General features: G+C 62.2%; 16 protein-coding genes and 1 pseudogene. 13 read left to right on the top strand and 4 right to left on the bottom strand.

Features of this window, described 5'->3' with window-relative positions:
• Window positions 1-123: 123 nt before the first annotated feature.
• Window positions 124-516: pseudogene (cueR, locus tag ABDB81_RS08115) on the bottom strand (Cu(I)-responsive transcriptional regulator); the annotation flags it as partial.
• Between the two features lie 255 nt (window positions 517-771).
• On the opposite strand from cueR, the gene ABDB81_RS08110 reads away from it, so the two are divergent.
• The 5 genes from ABDB81_RS08110 to ABDB81_RS08090 all read left to right on the top strand — a co-directional run bounded on the left by ABDB81_RS08110 (window position 772) and on the right by ABDB81_RS08090 (window position 7,605).
• Window positions 772-1,176 carry a hypothetical protein gene (locus tag ABDB81_RS08110; RefSeq protein WP_137924342.1) on the top strand — a complete coding sequence of 135 codons (405 nt, stop codon included), beginning with the start codon at window positions 772-774 and terminating at the stop codon, window positions 1,174-1,176.
• A gap of 69 nt (window positions 1,177-1,245) precedes the next feature.
• Window positions 1,246-2,547, top strand: a complete 1,302-nt coding sequence (locus ABDB81_RS08105; protein ID WP_137924355.1) for a TolC family protein — start codon at window positions 1,246-1,248, stop codon at window positions 2,545-2,547.
• Window positions 2,544-4,088: an efflux RND transporter periplasmic adaptor subunit gene (locus ABDB81_RS08100; protein ID WP_137924343.1), complete on the top strand. Its 1,545-nt coding sequence runs from the start codon at window positions 2,544-2,546 to the stop codon at window positions 4,086-4,088. The genes ABDB81_RS08105 and ABDB81_RS08100 overlap by 4 nt, the downstream gene beginning before the upstream one ends.
• Entirely contained in the window at window positions 4,085-7,255 is a 3,171-nt protein-coding gene (locus tag ABDB81_RS08095) for an efflux RND transporter permease subunit (protein ID WP_137924344.1), read from the top strand. The genes ABDB81_RS08100 and ABDB81_RS08095 overlap by 4 nt, the downstream gene beginning before the upstream one ends.
• Window positions 7,252-7,605 (top strand): copper-binding protein, encoded by a 354-nt coding sequence (locus tag ABDB81_RS08090; protein ID WP_053821791.1) that lies wholly within the window; start codon window positions 7,252-7,254, stop codon window positions 7,603-7,605. The genes ABDB81_RS08095 and ABDB81_RS08090 overlap by 4 nt, the downstream gene beginning before the upstream one ends.
• A gap of 399 nt (window positions 7,606-8,004) precedes the next feature.
• Here the strand turns inward: ABDB81_RS08090 and ABDB81_RS08085 are convergent, their stop codons facing one another.
• A complete protein-coding gene (locus tag ABDB81_RS08085) occupies window positions 8,005-8,901 on the bottom strand; it encodes a sterol desaturase family protein (protein ID WP_082371464.1) in 897 nt (298 codons plus the stop codon).
• Between the two features lie 160 nt (window positions 8,902-9,061).
• Here ABDB81_RS08085 and ABDB81_RS08080 point away from each other — a divergent pair, with 160 nt between their 5' ends.
• The 7 genes from ABDB81_RS08080 (at window position 9,062) to ABDB81_RS08050 (ending at window position 16,187) form a co-directional block, all read left to right on the top strand.
• A complete protein-coding gene (locus ABDB81_RS08080; RefSeq protein WP_053821792.1) occupies window positions 9,062-9,694 on the top strand; it encodes a cation transporter in 633 nt (210 codons plus the stop codon).
• Between the two features lie 150 nt (window positions 9,695-9,844).
• Window positions 9,845-12,808 (top strand): heavy metal translocating P-type ATPase, encoded by a 2,964-nt coding sequence (locus ABDB81_RS08075; protein WP_255459777.1) that lies wholly within the window; start codon window positions 9,845-9,847, stop codon window positions 12,806-12,808.
• Window positions 12,798-13,292 (top strand): signal peptidase II, encoded by a 495-nt coding sequence (gene lspA, locus ABDB81_RS08070; RefSeq protein ID WP_053821794.1) that lies wholly within the window; start codon window positions 12,798-12,800, stop codon window positions 13,290-13,292. The genes ABDB81_RS08075 and lspA overlap by 11 nt, the downstream gene beginning before the upstream one ends.
• Window positions 13,249-14,112, top strand: a complete 864-nt coding sequence (locus ABDB81_RS08065) for an AraC family transcriptional regulator (protein ID WP_082371465.1) — start codon at window positions 13,249-13,251, stop codon at window positions 14,110-14,112. The genes lspA and ABDB81_RS08065 overlap by 44 nt, the downstream gene beginning before the upstream one ends.
• Window positions 14,109-14,534, top strand: a complete 426-nt coding sequence (cadR, locus tag ABDB81_RS08060) for a Cd(II)/Pb(II)-responsive transcriptional regulator (protein WP_053821795.1) — start codon at window positions 14,109-14,111, stop codon at window positions 14,532-14,534. The genes ABDB81_RS08065 and cadR overlap by 4 nt, the downstream gene beginning before the upstream one ends.
• Window positions 14,535-15,214: 680 nt before the next feature.
• Window positions 15,215-15,739 (top strand): OmpH family outer membrane protein, encoded by a 525-nt coding sequence (locus ABDB81_RS08055; RefSeq protein WP_115737194.1) that lies wholly within the window; start codon window positions 15,215-15,217, stop codon window positions 15,737-15,739.
• A 181-nt stretch (window positions 15,740-15,920) separates the two neighbouring features.
• Complete coding sequence (locus ABDB81_RS08050) at window positions 15,921-16,187, top strand: heavy metal-associated domain-containing protein (protein ID WP_338123553.1); 267 nt, start codon at window positions 15,921-15,923, stop codon at window positions 16,185-16,187.
• 44 nt (window positions 16,188-16,231) lie between these two features.
• Here the strand turns inward: ABDB81_RS08050 and ABDB81_RS08045 are convergent, their stop codons facing one another.
• A complete protein-coding gene (locus tag ABDB81_RS08045; protein WP_115737192.1) occupies window positions 16,232-16,711 on the bottom strand; it encodes an MAPEG family protein in 480 nt (159 codons plus the stop codon).
• A gap of 46 nt (window positions 16,712-16,757) precedes the next feature.
• On the bottom strand, window positions 16,758-17,249 hold the full coding sequence (locus tag ABDB81_RS08040) for a phosphatase PAP2 family protein (RefSeq protein WP_227314372.1): 492 nt from the start codon (window positions 17,247-17,249) through the stop codon (window positions 16,758-16,760).
• 498 nt (window positions 17,250-17,747) lie between these two features.
• Between ABDB81_RS08040 and ABDB81_RS08035 the strand changes: the two genes are divergently transcribed.
• The gene (locus tag ABDB81_RS08035) at window positions 17,748-19,673 is read left to right on the top strand and encodes a cytochrome c/FTR1 family iron permease (RefSeq protein ID WP_053823089.1); all 1,926 of its coding nucleotides are present in this window, start codon (window positions 17,748-17,750) and stop codon (window positions 19,671-19,673) included.
• Window positions 19,674-19,839: the final 166 nt, after the last annotated feature.

The following is a 19,839-nucleotide window of genomic DNA, read 5'->3' as shown; positions in this document are numbered from 1 at the left end:
CCGATGACTCCTGCTTTAAGTCCCGCTCAAGTCCTGCCCGCTTGCGTGAACGCGCGGAGACTGGAGCCCCCGGGACAGTGGGCTTCGATGTTTTTGCCCCTGCGAACTCACCAGGCGATGTCGCGGTTCTGCACTGCCGATCGCGTCAAGGATCGGGCAGGCGGGCCGGTCATCGCCTTCGCAATGCTCCGCGAGCTCCATGAGCGTGTCTCGCATGCGAGACAGCTCAGCAATCCGCGCGTCCAGTTCGCGCATGTGCCGGAGCGCGATCGCCTTCACAGTGGCGCTAGTGCGGCGCTTATTTCGCCACAGGTCAAGCAGTTGCCGAATCTGCTCCGTCGAGAAGCCCAGCCTCCTGGCGCGCCCGATGAAGCGCAGCGTATGGATGTCATCCGCGTCGTAGGTCCGGTAGTTGCCGGCGGTGCGATGCGCCGCAGTAACCAGGCCAATCCGCTCGTAGTAACGAATCATCTTGGCGGGCACGCCGGACGACCCCGCCGCTTGTCCGATGTTCACGATGCGCTCCCTGGATAGGACCACCCTTAGCGCTGCACTAATGCGAGCGAACTTTGTGACCTGATCAGCATGGTTTCAACATAGACCTTGCCCATATGGGAAGGTCAAGAGCAGGTCGTAGCGCGCAAAGTGATGTGGCTTAATAAGCACCCTACTCGCGATCTTTGGTAGGTGCCGCACAACGCGGCCTGCGAGCGACGTTGCAATTCGAGACAAAGACGCTATGCTTGCGCGTGTCAACGCTCAAAAACACCCTTGCATCACTCGGCCCGCCGGCATCCCTGGTTCGCTGGCTTCCTTCTCGTTGTCTTCCTGACAGTCCAGCTGGCAGCGGCTGCGTACGCCTGTACCGGTAGCCGCTACCAGATGGAGGACGTCAACGCGGCGTCAGCCCTGATGGAGTCCTGCCCCGACATGGCGGACCACAAGAGCGACCAGGGCGGCAACCAGAAGGCACTCTGCCTGGGGCACTGCCAGGCGGACTCCAAGAGTGCCGACCATGTTTCCCCGCAGATTCCGGCATTCTTGCCTGTTCTGGTGAACGTCATCGAGCCAGCGCATCTGGTGGTGGCTGATCTGCGCACCGTACTGAGCGTCGACGCACAGCCGCGTGCGCCGCCCCCGCCGCTGGCCATTCTTCACTGCTGTTTTCGCACGTAGCCTCCGGAACAACGCCGAACTGTTGCCATCCCCCATGCCGGGGTGGTTGTCGTTGCTCTCGGAGGCTGTATGCTTTTTCTACGTCGCCTGACGCTGGCGCTGCTATGCGCGCCTGTTCTCGGCATGACGGTGTCGCAAGCCGCGACGCCGCAATCCACTGACTCCCTTTCCCTTGCGGAAGCCATCGCGCTTGCCTCCGCGCATGCTGGCGATGCTGAATCTTCCCGGGGTTCCGTCGAGGCTGCCGTTCAGATGGCGGTCGCCGCCGGCCAGTTGCCCGACCCCGTGCTGAAGCTTGGGCTCGACAATGTTCCGGTCACCGGCCCCGACGCGTTCTCGCTCAGCCGGGATTTCATGACCCAGCGCTCCATTAGCGTGATGCAGGAATTCACGCGGTCGGACAAGCGTCGCGCCCGTGCCGCTCGCTTCGAGGCCGAGGCCTCCGCGGCCGATGCGCAACGCGCGGTTGGTCTGGCCAACGTACAACGCAATGCCGTTGCGGCATGGCTTGACCGTTGGTATGCGGAACAGGCCGGCGTGCTGCTCGGCCACCATGGCCATCCGCTGGATCTCGCGCTCCAGGCCGCGACTGCCGCATACCGCGGCGGGCGCGGCACACGCGCGGATGTGCTCTCGGCCGAACTGGAAGTCCAGAAGCTGCGAGACCGGGAGGATGAAAATCGGGCCGCCATCGCAACCGCCGAGGTAAATCTCGCGCGCTGGATTGGTACGGACGCGAGCCGTCCACTCGGCAAGCGGCCTCCTCTTGATGTGCCCGAGCGCGTCCGGCAACTTGCCCTGACAGATTTCGATACCGTGCCCGAGATGGCCGCCGCACAGCGTGACGTCACGCTGGCGGAGTCGGAAATCCGCTCCGCAACCGAGAACAAGAAGCCGGATGTCACCGTGGAGCTGATGTACAGCCAGCGCGGCTCCGCGTACTCCAACATGGCTTCGCTGAACGTCAGCTTCCCCGTCCCGTGGGACCAGGGAAACCGCCAGGACCGTGAAGTCGCCGCCAGGTTGGCGCAGGCGCAGGAGGCTCGCGCCAAATCCGAAATCATCAGGCGCAATACCAAGAGCATGATTGACGCCAAGCTGGCCGAACTGCAGCGCAATCTCGACCGGCTCAAGCGCTATGACGCGTCAACGCTGCCGCTGGCGAGCGCTCAGGCAGACGCCGCGCTGACGGCATATCGGGCCAATACGGGCTCGCTGCTCGCTTTGGCCGAAGCGAATCATCGCGCCATTGACACCGCGTTGGAGCGGCTATCGCTGGAGGCGAAGACCGCAAGGCTGTGGGCTGACTTGACCTTTCTGATTCCACTGCCCACCGCCCAAACTGAGCCTGCCGCGAAGGACCTCAAATGAAGAAACCACTGATGATCACGGCGGCATGCCTCGTCCTCCTCGGCGCGGTGGGCTATGGCGGCTACCGCTTCGGCGTCACGCGGGGCGCGCAGTCGCCGCAGGCGCCGGCGTCGGCCGGCGCGCCGTCCGGCCAGAAAGCGGGCGACATGGACCCGCAGACCGGCAAGAAGATTCTGTACTGGCACGATCCGATGGTGCCCGGCCAGCGTTTCGACAAGCCCGGCAAGTCCCCGTTTATGGACATGCAACTCGTGCCGGTCTACGCGGATGGCGATGGCGGCGGTAGCGGGGTCACGGTGGATAGCCGCGTCGCTCAGAACCTGGGCATTCGCACCACCGAGGTCAAGGCGAGCCAGATGGGCCCGGTGCTCGAGGCGCCCGGCAACGTCGCCATCGATGAGCGCAGCGTCCAGGTCATCCAGGCACGCACCAGCGCCTTCGTCCAGCACGTTGCCGTACGGGCGACGCTCGACCCCGTGCGGCGGGGCCAGACGCTGGTGACGCTGTACTCGCCCGACTGGGTCGCCGCCCAGGAAGAATATCTTGCCGTCTCACGCCTGCCCGCTGGCGCGCAATCCGACCTGTCGGGTGCGGCAAAAGCGCGCATGCTTCAGGCGGGTATGACCCCTGGGCAGGTGAGCGCCGTGGAAAGCTCCGGAAAGTTGCAGCCCAGCCTGGGCATTCCTAGTCCGGTCGATGGCGTAGTGACGGAAGTCGCCGTTCGCGATGGCATGACCGTCTCCCCCGGCATGACGCTATTTCGCCTGGCCGACCTGAGCCAGGTCTGGGTGATTGCCGAGGTGCCGGAAGGACAGGCCCGTACCCTCGCGGCCGGCCTGCCTGCCAAGGTGTTGCCCACTGGCGTCTCCGACCCGATCGTGGGCAAGGTTGATACCGTCCTGCCTGACGTCAATCCGGCCACGCGAACCATCAAGGTGCGCATTGTTTTGCCCAACAAGGGCCAGCATCTGCTGCCGGGTATGTTTGCGACCGTTCGGTTCGATAGCGGCCCAGAAAAGGAAGTGCTGCAGATTCCCGTGGAATCCGTCATCCGCACCGGCCAGCACAGTGTCGTCTTCGTCGATGCCGGCAAGGCGGGCTTCGTGGCCACCGACGTCAAGACCGGCCGCGAGGCCGAAGGCATGGTGGAGGTTGTGGATGGACTCAAGGCTGGCCAGAAGGTCGTCACCTCGGGCCAGTTCCTGATCGATTCGGAGGCGAGCCTGCGCGGCACGGCCGAGCGCATGAGTGTGGCGCCAGCGGCTTCCGCACCCGCTGCATCGGCTGCGCCGGCGCCGGAGCACGAGGGCGTCGGGCGCATCGAAGCGGTAACGGGCGCAGGCCTGACGATCTCACACGGCCCCATCCCGTCGGCACAGTGGGGAGCCATGACCATGGACTTTGCCGCCCCGCCCGCGGGCCTGCCCAAAGGGCTCAAGGCGGGCGATCGCGTGCGCTTCCGCTTCCATCTGAATAACGACGGCATGCCTGTCCTGTCCGCGGTCGAGCCCGCCGCCTCTGTCCAGGGAGGCAAGCCATGATCGCCCGACTCATCCTGGCGTCAATTCGCAACCGCTTCCTGGTCCTGCTGGCAACGGTCATGCTGACCGCCTGGGGCCTATGGGCGGTGCGCAGCACGCCGCTTGACGCGCTGCCGGACCTGTCCGACGTACAGGTCATCATCCGCACGCCGTTCCCCGGCCAGGCGCCGCAGATTGTCGAGAATCAGGTCACCTATCCGCTGACGACCACGATGCTATCGGTGCCTGGCGCGAAGACGGTGCGCGGCTATTCCTTCTTTGGCGACTCCTTTGTTTATGTGCTGTTCGAGGATGGCACCGACTTGTACTGGGCGCGCTCGCGCGTGCTCGAATACTTGAACCAGGTGCAATCCCGCTTGCCGGCTGCGGCCAAACCGGCTCTGGGCCCGGATGCCACAGGCGTTGGATGGATCTACGAATACACGCTCGTGGACAAGACCGGCCGGCATGACCTGAGCCAGTTGCGCGCCTTGCAGGATTGGTTCCTGCGTTTCGAACTGAAGTCGCTCCCGAATGTCGCCGAAGTCGCGTCCCTCGGCGGGATGGTCAAGCAGTACCAGGTGGTCCTGATGCCGGACCGCCTGCGCGCGTACAACCTGTCACAGGGCAAGGTGCTGGCGGCCCTCAAGGGCGCCAACCAGGAGACCGGCGGCTCCGTGCTGGAACTGGGCGAGGCCGAGTACATGGTGCGCGCCTCGGGCTATCTGAAGACACTGGACGATTTTCGGCGCATCCCGATAGTCACGAGTGACGCGGGCATTCCCGTGCGCCTGGGCGATGTCGCCACCGTCCAGCTTGGCCCCGAGATGCGGCGAGGTATCGCCGAACTGGACGGGCAGGGAGAAGTAGCGGGCGGCGTGATCGTGATGCGATCGGGCAAGAATGCGCTGGAGACCATCGAGGCGGTGAAGGCCAAGCTGGCGGTCCTCAAGAAGAGCCTGCCGGCCGGTGTCGAGATCGTGACGACCTATGACCGCTCCGCGTTGATCAACCGTGCGGTCGAGAACCTGACGCACAAGCTGATCGAGGAGTTCATCGTCGTCGCGCTGGTCTGCCTGGTCTTCCTGTTTCACCTGCGCTCCGCATTGGTGGCCATTGTCTCGCTGCCGCTCGGTGTGCTGGCGGCCTTTCTCGTCATGCGATATCAGGGCGTGAACGCCAACATCATGTCGCTGGGCGGCATCGCCATCGCCATCGGCGCCATGGTCGATGCCGCGGTCGTCATGATCGAGAACGCTCACAAGCATCTGGAACACTGGCATGCGGACAACCCCGGACGAGATCTGAGCGAGCGCGAGCGCTGGAGCGTGATTGGCGAGTCGGCCGCCGAGGTGGGACCCGCGCTGTTCTTCTCGCTGCTGATCATTACGCTGTCGTTCATCCCGGTGTTTACGCTGGAGGCGCAGGAGGGCCGCCTGTTTTCGCCGCTGGCGTTCACGAAGACCTACTCCATGGCCGCGGCGGCGGGATTGTCCGTCACCCTGGTGCCGGTCCTGATGGGCTACATGATCCGTGGCAAGATCCCCTCGGAGCAGTCCAATCCGCTCAGCCGCTGGCTCATTCGCGGCTATCAGCCGGTGCTGGCAAAGGTGCTCGCCTACCCGAAAACGGCCGTGGCGATCGCCGCGCTCCTGATGGCGGCGACCGCCTGGCCGATCATGCGAATTGGCGGCGAGTTCATGCCGCCCCTTGACGAGGGCGACCTGCTCTACATGCCGTCGGCACTGCCGGGCCTGTCCGCCGGCAAGGCGGCGCAACTGCTGCAGCAGACGGACCGGCTGATCAAGACCGTGCCCGAGGTCGAGACCGTGTTCGGCAAGGCCGGCCGTGCCGACACGGCGACCGACCCAGCCCCCATCGAGATGTTCGAGACCACCATCCAGTTCAAGCCGCGCGACCAGTGGCGCGCCGGCATGACGACCGACAAGCTGGTGGAAGAGCTCGACCGCGTGGTGAAGGTGCCGGGCCTGTCCAATATCTGGGTGCCGCCAATCCGCAACCGGATCGACATGCTCGCCACCGGCATCAAGAGCCCGGTCGGCATTAAGGTGGCGGGCACCGACCTGAAGGAAATTGACCGACTGGCCACGAGGATCGAGGATGCTGTCAAGGCGGTGCCAGGCGTCACCTCTGCACTCGCCGAACGCCTGTCCGGCGGGCGCTACGTCGATGTCGACATCGACCGGATGGCCGCCGGGCGGTATGGGCTCAACATCGAGGATGTCCAGAGCATCGTGTCCTCGGCCATCGGTGGCGACAACGTGGGGGAAGTGGTCGACGGGCTGGCGCGCTTTCCCATCAATGTCCGATATCCGCGCGACTACCGCGACTCGGTGGAGCAACTGCGCAGCCTCCCCATCGTCACCGACCGGGGTCAGCAGATCACCCTATCCGACGTCGCGCGCATCCAGGTCGTGCAAGGGCCGCCGATGCTGCGCAGCGAAAACGCCCGCCTGTCCGGCTGGGTGTACGTGGACATTCGCGGACGTGACCTGCGTTCGGCCGTCCAGGACATGCAGGCCGCCGTGGCCAAGGCGGTCCCGATGCCAGCGGGCTATTCCCTCAGTTGGTCGGGTCAGTTCGAGTATCTGGAGCGGGCCACCGCGAAGCTGAAGGTGGTGGTGCCGTTCACGCTGCTGATCATCTTCGTGTTGCTGTACCTGGTGTTCGGCCGTCTCGATGAAGCGCTACTGATCATGGGCACGCTGCCGCTGGCGCTCATCGGCGGATTCTGGCTGCTTTACTTGCTGGGCTACAACCTTTCGGTAGCGGGGGTTGTCGGCTTTATCGCCCTTGCCGGCGTGGCAGCCGAGTTCGGCGTCATCATGCTGCTCTACCTGAAGCAAGCCTGGAGCGAACGCGAGGGCCGAGGCGAAACCAGCGTGTCCGCATTGCTGGACGCCATTCAGGAAGGGGCAGTGCTGCGGGTCCGCCCCAAGGCCATGACCGTCGCTGTCATTCTTGCCGGCCTGATTCCCATCATGTGGTCGCATGGCACCGGCTCGGAGGTCATGCAGCGCATTGCGGCTCCGATGGTTGGCGGCATGGTCACCGCGCCATTGCTTTCCCTGTTTGTTGTGCCGGCGGTGTACTTGCTGATACGCAGACGGCAGGCCGAATCTGTCTCACTTTCCACCCACCCCTCACTCCCGGAGGAATCACAATGAAATACGTCAAAACTCTTGCCATCATGGCTGCTCTCGCTGCCACACCGGCTGCGTTCGCGGCAGGGTCGATGGACGGCATGGATATGAAGGGCATGGACATGAAGCCGTCAGCCGAAACGAAGCAGGCCCCCCACCCGGTTGCGGCAGAGGTAAAGAAGATCGATGCGAAGGCAGGGAAAGTTACCCTCAAGCACGGCCCGATCGAAAATCTCGGCATGTCCGCCATGACCATGGCGTTCCCGGTCAAGGATCGCGCTTCGTTGAAGGACTTCAAGGAAGGTGATGCGGTTACCGCCGTATTCGACACGGTCGACGGCAAGCCGACAGTCGTGGACATGCAGCGCAAGTAAAACTCAGGCGGCACCACCGCTCGCATCGGGGCAGTGTGCCGCCTGCCATGGCCAAAATCCTCCGTCACGCCGCTTCGGTAGACCTCCGAATGGCGTCGTCGGGATCGAAACCGCTTTCCATGAACGTTCGGCCACAGTGAGCCGCCCACCCTTCGACCTGCCACGTGAAGTCATCGTTGTCATCGTGTTTGCCGTGGCGTTCACGGTGTGTGCTACAGGTTCGCTTGCCTGGCATTTTCGTCGCCAGATGCGCATCAAGCGCGGCCTCGAGAATGACAGATCAGGTTCGTCCACGCGACGTCGCATAACTTCAAGACGGCGCAAATAGTCCTGTCAGATCCCACCTGAGCATTCATGCTGGATGCAGCTTGCGAGCCGGTTTCACCAACGAGAGCGGCTTTAGACATCAGCATCGCGGCCCTGCGAGACGTCTTCGGTGGCCAGACGAACTTGCGGATCCGGTCGTTCAAACGGATAAATCAGTTGCTCGCCGTAGCGGTGCGGCACCGGGTCGCCTTCGATGCCGATTGCGCCCAGTGGCGCCTGCGGTTGATAGAAGGTACCGAAGAGGTGGTCCCATACCAGCCAGAACTCCCCGAAATTGACCTGCGCGTCCGCGAAGCGCTCCCGATGGTGCCAGCGATGGAGTTCTGCCACGCCTAACATATACCGCACCGGCCCCAGGCTATAGTCCAGGTTGGCATGCTGGAATGCCAGATGGACCGCCAGGATTGCGAACCAGCCGGCCACTACCTCGGCCGGCGCGCCTAGTATGCCCAGGACCAGTAAGCCCGGACCCGCCATCAGGGCTGCATGCAGCGGGTGGCGGCGTTCCCCGTTTAGCCAGTAGAGCCGCCGCGACGAATGATGAATGCTGTGCAGCCGCCACAGAAAGCCGTAGTGGTGGCTGAGCCGATGGACGGCATACAGCGACAGGTCCAGTGGCGCCCCTGCGAGTAATACCTGCAACAAGTATGGCCATTCCGCAGGCCACCATAGCTTGGGCCAACCCGTTCCTTCCCGCAGCACCACGAACCCCAGCACGGCACCGTGCATCACGGCCAAATTCACAACGGCATGGGCGACATCCGCCGGAAAGTCGAGATCCCGCTTTTGCCACCGTGCATCGAACGGGACAATGCGCTCCAGCCAAGCAACAAGAAATAGCCCGGCGGCGGCCCACAACGCCAGCCAAGCCAGCGGCGTGCCGTGGGATGGGGCGACCGAAACCCCTGTGATTACCAGGGCCATGATGGTCGGATAGGCGCCGTACCGCACCACAGAACGCGCTGTCATTGCGACTCCAGAGTTCAATTTCCTCCAGTTTCTCCAAGCGACAGACAGCTAGCTTGAATAAACATGCTGTGTGCGGGCGACGTCTTGACTCTATAGCAGGTACGGGGTGTGAAATTACTCAGATCTTCTGTGGAAACAGGCGGGTTAACAAAGGAGTTGCATGAACGACCACTTCCCCGACAAAGAACGCCTTGACCTCGACGCGAGTCAGGCGGCCGACCGCCGGATTCTGTGGCTGGTACTACTGATTAATGTCAGCCAATGTCTGGCAGGTATGGGCGTGGGCCTTTGGGCGGCGTCCACGGCGGTGCTTGGTGCGGCTCTGGACAACCTTGCCGACGCGTTGGTGTATGGCGTCAGCCTGTACGCCGTCGGCCGATCGCGAGCCATCAAGGTGCGGGCAGCGCGGCTATCGGGGTGGCTTTTGATTGGGCTGGCCCTGATGCTATGCGTGGAAGTCCTGCGCCGGTTCTTTGGCGGCGAGGCGCCATTGGGGCCGGCGATGATGGTCATGGCAGCGATCAATGCGGCGCTGAACATTATTTGCTTGCGCTTACTGAAACGCCACCGCGGGGAAGACGTCAACTTCAAGGCTTCCGCCATATTCACCAGCAACGACTCGATTGTGAATCTGGCCATTGTGTTGTCCGGAGCGCTCGTGATGTGGTCGGGCTCCAACCTGCCAGACCTGGTTCTGGGTCTGGTGGTATCTGCGATCGCCGCTAACGGAGGTCGTGAAATCCTGGTTGACGCGACAGAACATGAGGAAAAGGCCCGTTCCGAGGCAACTTAACCTCCGACCAGGAGGCAGAGCCCTTGACTCTGTATCTACTTTAGGGTGTGAAATTCTGACATATACAGAAAGAGGCGAATGATGAAACTCGACCAAGCCCATGCCGAAAGTGATGCGAGATCAACTCAAGAAAGGAAGAAGGCGGAGGACCTGAACGGCGCGACATCCGTCTTCCGCATTCCCAACATGGATTGCCGCAACGAAGAAGCGGCAATCCGTGCACGGCTTGCCAAATTGCCAGCGGTAGAGTCCCTTTCGTTCGACCTTCCCCAGCGCCGCCTCACCGTCCGGCATGGGCTACCGAACCCGGGGCCGTTGCTGGAGGCCCTCCATGAGATCGGCATGCAAGCATCGATGGAGGACGACGGCGAAGCCGCGGGCAACGCCGCTTGCGGATCCGCGTGCGCTGGATCCTGCGCCGGCAGCCAGAGCGCTGCGTTAGAAGAGTCAAAAGACACATTCACGATTCCAAACATGGATTGCCGCTCCGAAGAGGCGGCGATCCGCGCGCGGCTGGAGCCGTTGGCCGGCGTCCGGTCGCTCGAGTTCGACCTACCCGCACGCCAGCTGTCTGTCGTCCACACCTTGTCCTCGGTGGAACCCCTGCTGACGGCGTTGCAATCGATCGGCATGCAGGCAAGGCTGGGCGAAGACACAACTCCTCCGGGCGCGAATTGCGCAGCGACAACGGAGACTGCCTGCGGTCCCTGCGGCACGCCCCCCGTCTCCTTCGTCCCTGCAGCCACGGGCAATACCACGCAGTTCCTGATCACAAACATGGACTGCCCCACCGAGGAAGCTTTGATCCGCAAGCGCCTAGGCAAGGTGGAGGGCATCGAACGCCTCGACTTCGACCTGATGAATCGCCGACTGGAGGTGCAACACCGCCTGCCCGATCCGGCACCGGTCCTCGGCGCACTGCGCGAGATCGGCATGCATGCCACGGTCGAGCGCGAGGCAGGGGCAAGTTCCAAGGGACAAGCCACCTACTTGATCGAAAAGATGGACTGCCCGACCGAAGAGGCGCTGCTGCGCAAGGCGTTGGAAGGCATGCCGGGTGTCAGCAGCCTGCAGTTCAACCTGATGAGCCGGACCCTGACCGTCAGCCATTCGCTGAAGGACGAGGTGCCAATCACAGCGGCCATTGAGCGACTTGGCATGCAGCCGGTGCTGCGCGACCATAGTCGGCCTGCCCCCGCAGTCACGAGGGACTTTGGCACCGGCATTTCGAAGGCGGAGTGGCTGCGCATGGGGGCCGCCGGCGTGCTGGCGGTTGGCGCGGAAGTCCTCACATTCGCCGGGATGGGTGAATCGGCATGGCCGGTGGTGGCCGCGTCGCTGGCGGCCATTGCGTTGGGCGGTATCGAGACCCTGAAGAAAGGCTGGATCGCGCTGCGCACGCTGTCACTGAACATGAACCTCCTGATGACGATTGCCGTCATCGGTGCCGCTTTGATCGGCCAGTGGCCGGAAGCCGCCGTGGTGATCTGGCTGTTCGCCATCGCGGAGATGATCGAAGCGCTAAGCCTGGACCGGGCGCGCAACGCGATTCGCAAGCTGATGGACCTGGCGCCGGAAACCGCACTCGTCCGCCAGGACGACGGTCGCTGGCAAGAGGTCAAGGCCGAGACAGTGCCGCTTGGAGCCGTCGTGCGCGTTCGTCCCGGCGAACGTATCGCCTTGGATGGGGTCGTGGTGTCGGGCGCATCAGCCATCAACCAGGCGCCCATCACCGGCGAAAGCATGCCCGTGGAAAAGAACCCCGGCGACACGGTGTTCGCGGGCACGATCAATGAGCGCGGCACATTGGAATTCGAAGTGCACTCGCGCAAGGGAGAGACCACGCTCGACCGTATCGCGCGCTCGGTCCAGGAAGCCCAAGGCCAGCGCGCGCCGACGCAGCGTTTCGTTGATCGTTTCGCGAGCGTCTATACCCCCTCTGTCTTTGCGCTGGCGATCGCCATTGCCGTGATCCCGCCGCTGTTCTTTGGGGCGCCTTGGTTCGAATGGGTCTACAAGGCGCTGGTGATGCTGGTGATTGCTTGTCCCTGCGCCCTGGTGATCTCGACACCGGTGACGGTCGTCAGCGGCCTGGCTGCGGCCGCGCGGCGTGGCATCCTCGTCAAGGGTGGCCTGTACCTGGAGCAAGGGCGTCTGCTGCGCGCGGTGGCACTGGACAAGACTGGCACCCTTACGCACGGCCGCCCGGCGCTGACCGATACGGTACCGACGGGCGCGCTCTCGGAGACGGAAGTGCTGCGCATTGCCGCCAGCCTGGATGCGTTGTCCGAACATCCAGTGGCCACAGCTATCGTCAACGCCTACGGCGACAAGCCGCACGCCTCAGTGCAACGCTTCGAGGCTCTGGCTGGCCGTGGCGTCAAGGGCGACATCGACGGCCAGACCTACTACGTCGGCAACCACCGCCTGGCAAATGAGCTTGGCGTGGCCAGCGAGCAGGTCCGCAAGCTGCTGGAGAGCCTGGAAGCGCAGGCCAAGACAGCAGTGGTGCTTGCCACCGATAAGCAGGCACTGGGTGTCCTGGCAGTTGCCGACACGGTCCGGGACAGCAGCAAGCGTGCGGTAGCGGCGCTCAAGCAGTTGGGCGTAGAGCCGGTGATGCTTACCGGCGACAACCGCAAGACCGCGGAAGCGGTGGCCGCCCAGGTGGGCATCACCGACGCGCGCGGCGACCTGCTGCCGCACGACAAGTTGGCTGCGATCGCAGAGCTTGGCGCGAAGGCGCCGGTAGGCATGGTCGGGGATGGCGTCAACGATGCGCCCGCGCTGGCCAAATCGAACATCGGCTTTGCGATGGGCGCTGCTGGCACCGACACCGCGATCGAGACCGCCGACGTGGCGCTGATGCAGGACGACCTGCGCAAGCTGCCTGAGTTCATCAAGCTGTCGCGCCGGGTGGGTGGCGTGCTGAAGGCAAACATCGCCTTCGCGATCGGTACCAAGGCGGTCTTCATGGTGCTGGCCTTCACCGGCCATGCCAGCCTGTGGCTCGCGATTCTTGCCGACATGGGCGCAAGCCTGGCCGTGGTGTTCAACGGACTGCGCCTGCTGGGGACCAGCCCCTCCACTGAGAGTGACCACCATGCGGGCTGATCGCAGCATTGGCCTGGGTTTCGTATTGGCGGCCCTTATCGTGGCGATGGATATCGGGACGAAAGTAGCCATCGTGGCCTGGGTCGACTACGGTGCAAGCCTCGACTGGCTGCCCGTCCTCAACGTCGTGCATGTGCTGAACCGAGGTGCCGCCTTCAGTTTTCTGCACGGCGCGGGGGGCTGGCAGCGATATTTTTTCATTGGAATTGCCTTGGCGGCCTCCGCGTTCCTTGTGTACATGATTCGGCGTACTGGTACCACCGATACCGAGCGGATCAGCTACGGACTGATCTTGGGCGGCGCGTTGGCCAATATGATCGACCGGGTCGCACGCGGAGCGGTGGTCGACTGGATCGATCTTCATTGGGGTTCGTACCATTGGCCGGCCTTCAATGTGGCTGACATCGGCATCACACTCGGTGCTGCCTTGATCGTGTTCCATGAGCTCTTCGGCAGAATGCAGGCACGCCCAGCCCGCGGATGAACACGAAGCATCCGACAGGCAGCCGCTGCTGACCATCGGCCGCGGCTGGGCCATTTACATCGGACCGATAGAGGCCGGTCGGTTGCACCGACATCAAGCAGCTCAGTTGGCATGGAGCAAACAGGGGATGTTGCTCCTCGAAGGGGCCTGGGGCGGATTGCAGGCCCCGGGACATTTTCTTGCGGCCGGGGTGCCGCATCGTCTCGTAGCGGCCGGCCCGGTGCGCATGGTGTTTCTCGACCCGACCATGCACAGCGTTTGCCCTACTGGCCGTCGGCCCGCAGCCACGATGGCGCCGAGCCCCGTGCAGGCGGATATGCTGGAACATGAGCTGGACCGCTGGCTGCGAGGCGCAATGCCGTCTGAAACAGCGAATGTGTCACAACCTGCCACGGAGGCTTCGCGTTGGGCTGCGGTCCTCCAGTGGCTGGAAACGTCGCTGGAGGGACCCGTGCATGTCGCACATGCCGCCGACGCCGTAGGCCTGTCGTCCTCCCGTTTCATGCATTGGTTCGCGGAGGCGAGCGGACTGTCGTTCCGGGCGTACGTGCGTTGGTTGCGCCTGCAGCGTGCGGTGCGCACCCTCTCCGATGGTTGTACGCTCACCGAGGCTGCTCATCTCGCCGGCTTCGCCGACAGCGCGCACCTGACGCGCACCTTCGTGTCCACATTCGGAGTCCGGCCAGCGCCGCTGCGTGGCGCTCGGATTGTCTGTACGGCACAGTCCAAACCTCCATTCACACTGCACGGACTTGAATTTGTCGACACCATCCGGCATGGAGGGCGTCAGACAGGAGCCCAACAAAGGGGAAAAGCATGAAGATCGGCAAACTTGCTCAAACCGCCGGCACCACGGTGGAGACTATTCGCTTCTACGAGCATGAAGGCTTACTGCCGGCGCCGGCTCGTTCCTCTGGAAACTACCGACTCTACGCTTCCCAGCACCTTGAGCGGTTGGCGTTCATCCGCCATTGCCGCTCGTTGGACATGACCCTGAACGAGATTCGGTCCTTGCTGCGTCTCAAGGATGCGCCCCACGAGGACTGTGGAGAGGTCAACGTCCTGCTAGAAGGCCACATTCGACACGTGGCGCGCCGCATACAAGAGTTGATGGCATTGGAACGTGACCTGAAGCAATTGCGCAGTCAATGCGGTCTGTCGCGAGAGGCCAAGGACTGCGGCATTCTGGAGGGCCTTACGAAAACAGCCCATCAGACACCACAGCTGTTGGGAGAAGAGTAGGGACGCGGATCCCACGAAGGACTACAGGCAGATCCGCCTTCAGCGAACGCTTTCCTGTCGCCGGCGCTAAGCGGCATGTGCGCCACCCCAAACAGCGCAGGCGGAAGCGTTCCCGACGCGCAAGGCAGCCTCTGCCATAGCCCCGCAGAAAGGCACAGACTCCCAAGTGCGCCTCCCAAGCCGCCAAAACGTCTGCCGGGAAATGCATGCCTGCGACCAGACGCGACCAGCCAACAAGGTCCACGCCAGTTTGGGCTAGCCCCTTCTAGTGCTTCATCTAGCACTGTGTAGCTGCCATAGGGTCAAGGAAAACGCTACGCGTTTGCCGAACTTTTCTCCTGAAGTGCGGCGCGGGTGCTTTGTTCGTAGCAGGCGGCATATATGCGTGCAGCCTTGTCTTGACCCTGTAGCCACTACATGGTGTCAAATCGCACCGACATATCAGCTGACAGGCTGCCAATGAGAGGCGCTGGGCTAAAGGCGACCGGCCATATCATTGGGGCATGCCTCGGCACTGCTCTATAACCTGCCGAGCGCGGGATCCAAGCCGACCGATCCAATGTGCTGCAACATCTTCGATTTCACTACACTCGAGCCCATGAATTTCTGCATGCCAAACGCCACTCCGAGAAGTAACCGGTAACCGCCATACACTCACAAAAGGTACGGCTCCGTCGCTCATGCAAACGCCAACCCCACATCCGAAAACTCTGATAGCGGCGGCGCTGTCCGCCGCCATGCTGTGCGCGGTAGGACCGGTGCTAGCGCAGCCAGCGCGCATTGCCGTAGTCAATTCCGAACTTATTCTGCCGGACTCGTTGCCAGCCAGGCAGGCCCACAACAGGCTTGCACAGGAGTTTTCCACGCGCGACCGTGAACTGCAGGACATGGACCGGAAGACCAGGGCCTTGGCTGACAAGCTCGAGAAGGAAGCGGCCGTGCTCACAGATCTTGACCATCAGCGCCGCCAGCACGAAGTGGCCGAGCTGACCCACGAATTCCAGCGCAAGCAGCGTGGATTCCGAGAGGACTTGCAACAGCGCCGCAACGAGGAACTGGCACGGGTGCAAGAGCGCGCCCAGCAGGCGATTCGCCAGCTTGCCGAGCAGCGCGGGTACGACCTTGTCATACAGGCAGTCTATGTGAATCCGCGCATTGACATCACTGAAGACGTCATGAAAGCGCTGGACGCCAGCAGCAAGTAGGAAACCTTCATGGGAGGTCGCAGCAGGCTGCGCGGAGATGCTTGGCCCCGCTCTGTAGGTAATTCATGTTCACTCACGCGATGTGACCCTTCAAGGCATAGAAGCATCATCCACTTTGTCTGACATGGTGCAATGCTGGGTTCATTCCATCGAGGCCGGCTGAGGTCCCTGCGGCACTGCCATCTCGCTCGTCCCTGCAGCCACGGGCAACACCACGCAGTTCCTGATCACCAACATGGACTGCCCCACCGAGGAAGCCCTGATTCGCAAGCGCCTGGGCAAGGTGGAGGGGATAGAACGACTCGACTTTGACCTGATGAACCGCCGGCTGGAGGTGCAATACCGTCTACCAAATCCGTTACGGCATGCATGCCACGGTCGAACGCGAGGCAGGGGCCTGATCTGTCCGATGAAACGGCCCCCCTCCTTCAGCGCCCCGAGAGAATGAGAGCCACCGCAAGCGTGTAGGCACCACAACGGTCGAAATCCCAGTCATCGCCATCCCAAAAGCCGACCGGTAGGATGCCGCGCATAGCCAACCGCGAACGTGATACGACCGAGCAGATACAAGCTCACCAGAATCGGCATCAGCCTAAGTTCGGCGCCATACAGCACTGTCGCAAGAATCAAATGCGCGCCTACCGCCAGTACGGTCTGTTCGAGCGAGTTCTGTAGCACCGCCACGCGCAGCTCAATAGCGGGACTAGGACGCGAAAACGCCGAGCCCTGGATATCGGCTTGCGATAAAAAGCGTCCCTTGCTTACGGCTCTCACGCAATCTGCTAACCATAGGAAAACAGGGAGATCGGCCTTGAGCGCAAACGCGACACGGTCGCCAATACCAAGCTGTCCATCGAGGCCGAACAGAGCGGGGGGAAGCCAGATATAACCCGCGCCAAGAACTACCGCGCAAACTAAGCAGGCAAGCATCGAATCACGTACGATGCGACGTTGTTGCAGACTCCATGGCATGGTTGCACTCCTCGCCTGTTACCCCGGCACGACGATCCTTGGTACGTTAAGCAGCCCCCTTCAATAACCGGCTCGAAAGAGCCAAACTGCCGAGCGCTACTAACCAGCCCGCCAAGACGTCCGCCGGGAAGTGCATCCCTGTGGCCAAACGTGACCAGCCGACTAGCGCGACATAGGTAAGTAGAGCCGGTCGCCAGTGGGCGCGGACCATTGGCCATAACCCACCAGCAACCAGAGCGGCGTACGTGGAATGTCCACTCGGAAGACTGTAGTGCGTCTCAATTGAACCGATTGAATGCCACAGGTGACCGAACACGGCAGCCGGCCGCGGGAAATCGAAGAGAAACTTTGATGCTCCAACTACAGCAAATGCCATACCGAATGCGACTACAAATCGTGCCAAGTGAGCCTGTAGCTCCAACGAACGATCTACATCCGAGGTTGTTCTTGACCAGACCCAAAAGCCTCCCATGACAACAGGCGCGGTCCAATAGTTGCCCAATAGGTAGCTAAACAGCTTGGCCAAAGGCAAGAACATTGCCGGCGTGCCTTCATTGACCAGTAGGAAGATCTCTCGATTCCAGCCGCTCCAGTCGTAGAGAACAAGTGCCCAACTCATCGGATCACCATCCTCCGCCCCTCGCATCCCACCATACGGTAAGGACTCGCGATATGGGGGCGTTGGGTTCTATTGTTCGCAATCGTGCGAACGCCTGAAAGCCGAGGCGGAGGGTCGCCCGAAGTTGTGCGCACCTCACGTAAGCGCATTGCACCCTCCCGCATCTTGCACGCGGCTGCACTTGGCTCGACCCCATACGAGCAATCCGCCGGAAGTCCCCATCGGTTTGTGTTGCGCTGACTCAAAGTAGGTCGCCAGTATTGACTAACGTTGTTATTTCTACGCCCTCTAGCGGCTATAGAGTCAAGCGCGATTCCCCATACTTCCATCACCAAGATGGGTCGCTCGCGCAAACGATATGAATTACAATCATTCGCATTTGTCCGCGAAAACTGCCGCCCGCCCGGCGTGTTCCTCATGCAAGCCCTGCGCATCCTCTCCCTCGTTCTAGTCTCCTTGGCGCTATCCGTCTCGACGGCTTTGGCCGAGCCTCTATCCACGCAAGACAAGGCCAAGCAAGTCTGGCAATTGCTGGACTACCTTGCCGTTGACTATGGCGGTTCAGTCAACGATGGCCGCATCACCAATGAGGCTGAATATGCCGAGATGCAAGAGTTCGCGCAGACGGTCGCGCGACAGCTAGGCGAATTGCCGCCAGGACCCGCCTCCGAACAACTAGGCAAGGAAGCTGGCGCATTGCGTTTGTCCATCGCAGCGAAGGCCTCGCCAGAAACTGTCGCCGAACTGGCTCGGAAGTTGGCCAGCGGCGTCCTCACAGCCTATCCGGTTCCTATGGCACCAAGCAAGGCGCCTGATTTGCAGAACGGGGCGAAGCTCTATCAAAGCCATTGTGCGTCCTGCCACGGCGTATCCGGTAACGCGGACGGCCCCCTCGCAGCGAAACTCAACCCGCCCCCGATTGCGCTGGCCGACCACGCGCGCGCGCAGGAACGCAGCGTCTTTGCCTTGCAACAGATCATCACGCGCGGCGTGGAGGGAACATCGATGCCGGGCTTTGCCCATCTCTCCGAAGACGACCGATGGGCTCTGGCCTATTTTGCTTCGACGCTGTCTTATTCAGATACTGACCGCCAGGCGGGCGCCAAGCTTTGGACTGCTGAACCGGGGCTGCGCGCGGCGGTTCCCACGCTCGACAAGCTTAGCCAGACCTCGGAGGCGGCACTTGCTAAATTCGTGGGTGCACAGACCTCTCGTGATGGTCTTGCATACCTGCGAAGCTCACCGGACGTACTGGCCGCATCGACCACCGATAGTCTCTCAATCGCCAAGGAAAAGCTGAAGGAAAGTGTCACTGCGCTTGACAAGGGAGACACGCGGGCCGCATCGCAACTGGCTTTGTCCGCATATCTTGATGGGTTCGAACCAGTTGAGCCTGCGTTGGCTGCCAAGAACCAGGCTCTCTTCCTGGACATCGAGAAGACGATGGGACTCTATCGAAATGCCGTCGCGAATGGCCAGGCAGAGCGCGCGCATGACATCGCAGCGCAACTGCAGTCAAGGCTGGACGAGGCGCAGGAAGCGCTCGCAGGCGCCAATGACGCATTCTCGACCTTCCTTGGCGCCTTTACGATCCTGCTTCGTGAAGGGCTTGAAGCGCTGTTGGTAGTCGTAGCCATGCTGGCGTTCCTCAAGAAGGCCAATCGCACTGACGTCCTTCCCTACGTTCACGCGGGTTGGGTCACTGCGCTGGGAGCCGGTGGATTGACGTGGGCGGTAGCTACCTACGTCGTTGATCTGAGCGGCGCTAGTCGCGAAATGACCGAAGGCTTCTCCGCGGTCTTCGCGGCGGTCGTCCTACTCGGCGTCGGCATGTGGATGCACCAGAAGAGTCTGGCGGGACGCTGGCAATCGTACGTGAAGGAAAAGCTGTCGTCGGCATTGAACAGGAAATCGGCGTTTATGCTCTTCCTGCTATCGTTCGTCACGGTCTACCGGGAAGTATTTGAGACCGTGCTCTTCTACGCGGCCCTGTGGTCCGATGGCAACGGTGCCTACATGCTCGCGGGACTCGGTTGCGGTATTGCTGTGCTGGCAGTGATTGCGTTTCTGCTCCTGCGATCGACGGCGCGTTTGCCGATTCGACAATTTTTCGCGTTCAGCTCCGCCTTGGTTGGCGTGCTTGCCGTGGTCCTGATTGGCAAGGGCGTGGCGGCACTGCAGAAAGTTGGCCTGTTGCAAGTGACGCCGCTCTCTATGCCGCGTATCGATGTCTTGGGCGTTTACCCCTCTGTGCAAACCATTGCCGCGCAAGTGGCTATTCTCCTCATCATCGTTGCCAGCGTGACCTATAACTTGCGATCGCAACGTACCGCGAGGGTGTGAGCCCCTGTCAGGCGCGAAGCTTTGTTCGTCGACCATTTCAAAGTCAGCGATTTGGCCCAAATGTGGCGGACTTTTTGCGACTACCTTCCATTCGCGGCAGGATCGATGGACGGCATGGACATGTAGGGCTGCCAAGGATGTCACGCAACTGTCGTGCTGTGCGGGC

Source organism: Cupriavidus sp. DL-D2, assembly GCF_039710735.1.
GTDB lineage: Bacteria > Pseudomonadota > Gammaproteobacteria > Burkholderiales > Burkholderiaceae > Cupriavidus.
This window is presented reverse-complemented; position numbering and strand designations above follow the sequence as displayed.